Origin of the sequence: Streptomyces sp. H27-H1 (assembly GCF_026627445.1) — a bacterium.
Taxonomy (GTDB): Bacteria; Actinomycetota; Actinomycetes; order Streptomycetales; family Streptomycetaceae; genus Streptomyces.
Genome location: NZ_JAPNLJ010000109.1, coordinates 1 through 5196 on the forward strand (window position 1 = coordinate 1; position 5196 = coordinate 5196).

Consider the following 5196-nt stretch of genomic DNA (forward strand, 5'->3'; position numbering starts at 1 on the left):
ACAAAGGAAGCGTCCGTTCCTTGAGAACTCAACAGCGTGCCAAAAATCAACGCCAAAAGTTGATACCCCGTCCATTTCGGTGGATGAGGTTCCTTTGAAAAAGACCTGTGAGGTCGCGGTTCTGCCGTGATGCTTGCAGGCAATTACACAGCGAGGATGCAGTGGACGGTCGGTCTTATTCCGACTCGACTGTCCCGCTCTAAGTGCGTGTGCACCGGATAACCGGTAAACATTCATGGAGAGTTTGATCCTGGCTCAGGACGAACGCTGGCGGCGTGCTTAACACATGCAAGTCGAACGATGAAGCCCTTCGGGGTGGATTAGTGGCGAACGGGTGAGTAACACGTGGGCAATCTGCCCTTCACTCTGGGACAAGCCCTGGAAACGGGGTCTAATACCGGATAACACTCCTGCCTGCATGGGCGGGGGTTAAAAGCTCCGGCGGTGAAGGATGAGCCCGCGGCCTATCAGCTTGTTGGTGGGGTAATGGCCCACCAAGGCGACGACGGGTAGCCGGCCTGAGAGGGCGACCGGCCACACTGGGACTGAGACACGGCCCAGACTCCTACGGGAGGCAGCAGTGGGGAATATTGCACAATGGGCGAAAGCCTGATGCAGCGACGCCGCGTGAGGGATGACGGCCTTCGGGTTGTAAACCTCTTTCAGCAGGGAAGAAGCGAAAGTGACGGTACCTGCAGAAGAAGCGCCGGCTAACTACGTGCCAGCAGCCGCGGTAATACGTAGGGCGCAAGCGTTGTCCGGAATTATTGGGCGTAAAGAGCTCGTAGGCGGCTTGTCACGTCGGATGTGAAAGCCCGAGGCTTAACCTCGGGTCTGCATTCGATACGGGCTAGCTAGAGTGTGGTAGGGGAGATCGGAATTCCTGGTGTAGCGGTGAAATGCGCAGATATCAGGAGGAACACCGGTGGCGAAGGCGGATCTCTGGGCCATTACTGACGCTGAGGAGCGAAAGCGTGGGGAGCGAACAGGATTAGATACCCTGGTAGTCCACGCCGTAAACGTTGGGAACTAGGTGTTGGCGACATTCCACGTCGTCGGTGCCGCAGCTAACGCATTAAGTTCCCCGCCTGGGGAGTACGGCCGCAAGGCTAAAACTCAAAGGAATTGACGGGGGCCCGCACAAGCAGCGGAGCATGTGGCTTAATTCGACGCAACGCGAAGAACCTTACCAAGGCTTGACATATACCGGAAAGCATTAGAGATAGTGCCCCCCTTGTGGTCGGTATACAGGTGGTGCATGGCTGTCGTCAGCTCGTGTCGTGAGATGTTGGGTTAAGTCCCGCAACGAGCGCAACCCTTGTTCTGTGTTGCCAGCATGCCCTTCGGGGTGATGGGGACTCACAGGAGACCGCCGGGGTCAACTCGGAGGAAGGTGGGGACGACGTCAAGTCATCATGCCCCTTATGTCTTGGGCTGCACACGTGCTACAATGGCCGGTACAATGAGCTGCGATACCGCGAGGTGGAGCGAATCTCAAAAAGCCGGTCTCAGTTCGGATTGGGGTCTGCAACTCGACCCCATGAAGTCGGAGTTGCTAGTAATCGCAGATCAGCATTGCTGCGGTGAATACGTTCCCGGGCCTTGTACACACCGCCCGTCACGTCACGAAAGTCGGTAACACCCGAAGCCGGTGGCCCAACCCGTAAGGGAGGGAGCTGTCGAAGGTGGGACTGGCGATTGGGACGAAGTCGTAACAAGGTAGCCGTACCGGAAGGTGCGGCTGGATCACCTCCTTTCTAAGGAGCACAGTACCGATTGCAGACAAATGTTCTGCACGGTCAGCTCAGGGTGGAACGTTGATTAGTTGGCACGGTTTCCAAAACCTTCTGTGAGTACTGCTTCGGCGTGGAAAACAGTGAGTGTGGCGGTGATCGTGCTTGGCACGTTGTTGGGTATCTGAGGGTACGGCCGTAAGGTCATGCCTTCTGTGATGCCGGCCCCAGTGAACTTGGTCTTCGGATCAGGGTGATGGGTGACTGGTCGTTGCTTGAGAACTACACAGTGGACGCGAGCATCTGTAGGCCAAGTTTTTAAGGGCACACGGTGGATGCCTTGGCACCAGGAACCGATGAAGGACGTGAGAGGCCGCGATAGGCCCCGGGGAGCTGCCAACTGAGCTTTGATCCGGGGGTGTCCGAATGGGGAAACCCGGCAGTCGTCATGGGCTGTCACCCACTGCTGAACACATAGGCAGTGTGGAGGGAACGCGGGGAAGTGAAACATCTCAGTACCCGCAGGAAGAGAAAACAACCGTGATTCCGGGAGTAGTGGCGAGCGAAACCGGATGAGGCCAAACCGTATGCGTGTGATACCCGGCAGGGGTTGCGCATACGGGGTTGTGGGAATTCTTTTGATCGGTCTGCCGGCCGGTCGGCGAGTCAGAAACCGTTGATGTAGTCGAAGGACATGCGAAAGGTCCGGCGTAGAGGGTAAGACCCCCGTAGACGAAACATTAACGGCTTGCTTAAGAATCTCCCAAGTAGCACGGGGCCCGAGAAATCCCGTGTGAATCTGGCGGGACCACCCGCTAAGCCTAAATATTCCCTGGTGACCGATAGCGGATAGTACCGTGAGGGAATGGTGAAAAGTACCGCGGGAGCGGAGTGAAATAGTACCTGAAACCGTGTGCCTACAAGCCGTGGGAGCGTCGCCGTTATTCTTCGGAATAACGGTCGTGACTGCGTGCCTTTTGAAGAATGAGCCTGCGAGTTAGCGGTGTGTAGCGAGGTTAACCCGTGTGGGGAAGCCGTAGCGAAAGCGAGTCCGAATAGGGCGATTGAGTTGCACGCTCTAGACCCGAAGCGGAGTGATCTAGCCATGGGCAGGTTGAAGCGGAGGTAAGACTTCGTGGAGGACCGAACCCACCAGGGTTGAAAACCTGGGGGATGACCTGTGGTTAGGGGTGAAAGGCCAATCAAACTCCGTGATAGCTGGTTCTCCCCGAAATGCATTTAGGTGCAGCGTCACGTGTTTCTTGCCGGAGGTAGAGCACTGGATAGGCGATGGGCCCTACCGGGTTACTGACCTTAGCCAAACTCCGAATGCCGGTAAGTGAGAGCGTGGCAGTGAGACTGTGGGGGATAAGCTCCATGGTCGAGAGGGAAACAGCCCAGAGCATCGACTAAGGCCCCTAAGCGTACGCTAAGTGGGAAAGGATGTGGAGTCGCACAGACAACCAGGAGGTTGGCTTAGAAGCAGCCACCCTTGAAAGAGTGCGTAATAGCTCACTGGTCAAGTGATTCCGCGCCGACAATGTAGCGGGGCTCAAGCGTACCGCCGAAGTCGTGTCATTGCAGCAATAGGGCCAACGCCCGCTGTGATGGGTAGGGGAGCGTCGTGTGCCGGGTGAAGCAGCAGCGGAAGCTAGTTGTGGACGGTTCACGAGTGAGAATGCAGGCATGAGTAGCGATACACACGTGAGAAACGTGTGCGCCGATTGACTAAGGGTTCCTGGGTCAAGCTGATCTGCCCAGGGTAAGTCGGGACCTAAGGCGAGGCCGACAGGCGTAGTCGATGGACAACCGGTTGATATTCCGGTACCCGCTTTGAAACGCCCAATATCGAATCAGGCGATGCTAAGCCCGTGAAGCCGTTCCGGACCCTTCGGGGAAAGGAAAGTGGTGGAGCCGGTGACCCAGACTTGTAGTAGGTAAGCGATGGGGTGACGCAGGAAGGTAGTCCAACCCGGGCGGTGGTAGTCCCGGGGTAAGGGTGTAGGCCGAGGGATAGGCAAATCCGTCCCTCATTAAGGCTGAGACCTGATGCCGAGCCGATTGTGGTGAAGTGGATGATCCTATGCTGTCGAGAAAAGCCTCTAGCGAGTTTCATGGCGGCCCGTACCCTAAACCGACTCAGGTGGTCAGGTAGAGAATACCGAGGCGTTCGGGTGAACTATGGTTAAGGAACTCGGCAAAATGCCCCCGTAACTTCGGGAGAAGGGGGGCCATCACTGGTGATCGGATTTACTCCGTGAGCTGGGGGTGGCCGCAGAGACCAGCGAGAAGCGACTGTTTACTAAAAACACAGGTCCGTGCGAAGCCGTAAGGCGATGTATACGGACTGACGCCTGCCCGGTGCTGGAACGTTAAGGGGACCGGTTAGTCACATTTCGGTGTGGCGAAGCTGAGAACTTAAGCGCCAGTAAACGGCGGTGGTAACTATAACCATCCTAAGGTAGCGAAATTCCTTGTCGGGTAAGTTCCGACCTGCACGAATGGCGTAACGACTTCTCGACTGTCTCAACCATAGGCCCGGTGAAATTGCACTACGAGTAAAGATGCTCGTTTCGCGCAGCAGGACGGAAAGACCCCGGGACCTTTACTATAGTTTGATATTGGTGTTCGGTTCGGCTTGTGTAGGATAGGTGGGAGACTTTGAAGCGGCCACGCCAGTGGTTGTGGAGTCGTCGTTGAAATACCACTCTGGTCGTGCTGGATGTCTAACCTCGGTCCGTGATCCGGATCAGGGACAGTGTCTGATGGGTAGTTTAACTGGGGCGGTTGCCTCCCAAAAAGTAACGGAGGCGCCCAAAGGTTCCCTCAGCCTGGTTGGCAATCAGGTGTTGAGTGTAAGTGCACAAGGGAGCTTGACTGTGAGACCGACGGGTCGAGCAGGGACGAAAGTCGGGACTAGTGATCCGGCGGTGGCTTGTGGAAGCGCCGTCGCTCAACGGATAAAAGGTACCCCGGGGATAACAGGCTGATCTTCCCCAAGAGTCCATATCGACGGGATGGTTTGGCACCTCGATGTCGGCTCGTCGCATCCTGGGGCTGGAGTCGGTCCCAAGGGTTGGGCTGTTCGCCCATTAAAGCGGTACGCGAGCTGGGTTTAGAACGTCGTGAGACAGTTCGGTCCCTATCCGCTGTGCGCGTAGGAATATTGAGAAGGGCTGTCCCTAGTACGAGAGGACCGGGACGGACGAACCTCTGGTGTGCCAGTTGTCCTGCCAAGGGCATGGCTGGTTGGCTACGTTCGGGAGGGATAACCGCTGAAAGCATCTAAGCGGGAAGCCTGCTTCAAGATGAGTATTCCCACCTCCTTGAGAGGGTAAGGCTCCCAGTAGACGACTGGGTTGATAGGCCAGATGTGGAAGCCCGGTAACGGGTGGAGCTGACTGGTACTAATAGGCCGAGGGCTTGTCCTCAGTTGCTCGCGTCCACTGTGTTAGTTCTGAAG

Annotated in this window: 2 rRNA genes; both read left to right on the forward strand. The window is 56.5% G+C overall.

Going from position 1 to position 5196, the window contains the following annotated elements:
• Positions 1 to 232: 232 nt before the first annotated feature.
• Positions 233 to 1757, forward strand: a 16S ribosomal RNA gene (locus OTB20_RS41670).
• 284 nt (positions 1758 to 2041) lie between these two features.
• A 23S ribosomal RNA gene (locus tag OTB20_RS41675) occupies positions 2042 to 5164 on the forward strand.
• Together the 16S and 23S rRNA genes form the textbook arrangement of a ribosomal RNA operon.
• Positions 5165 to 5196: the final 32 nt, after the last annotated feature.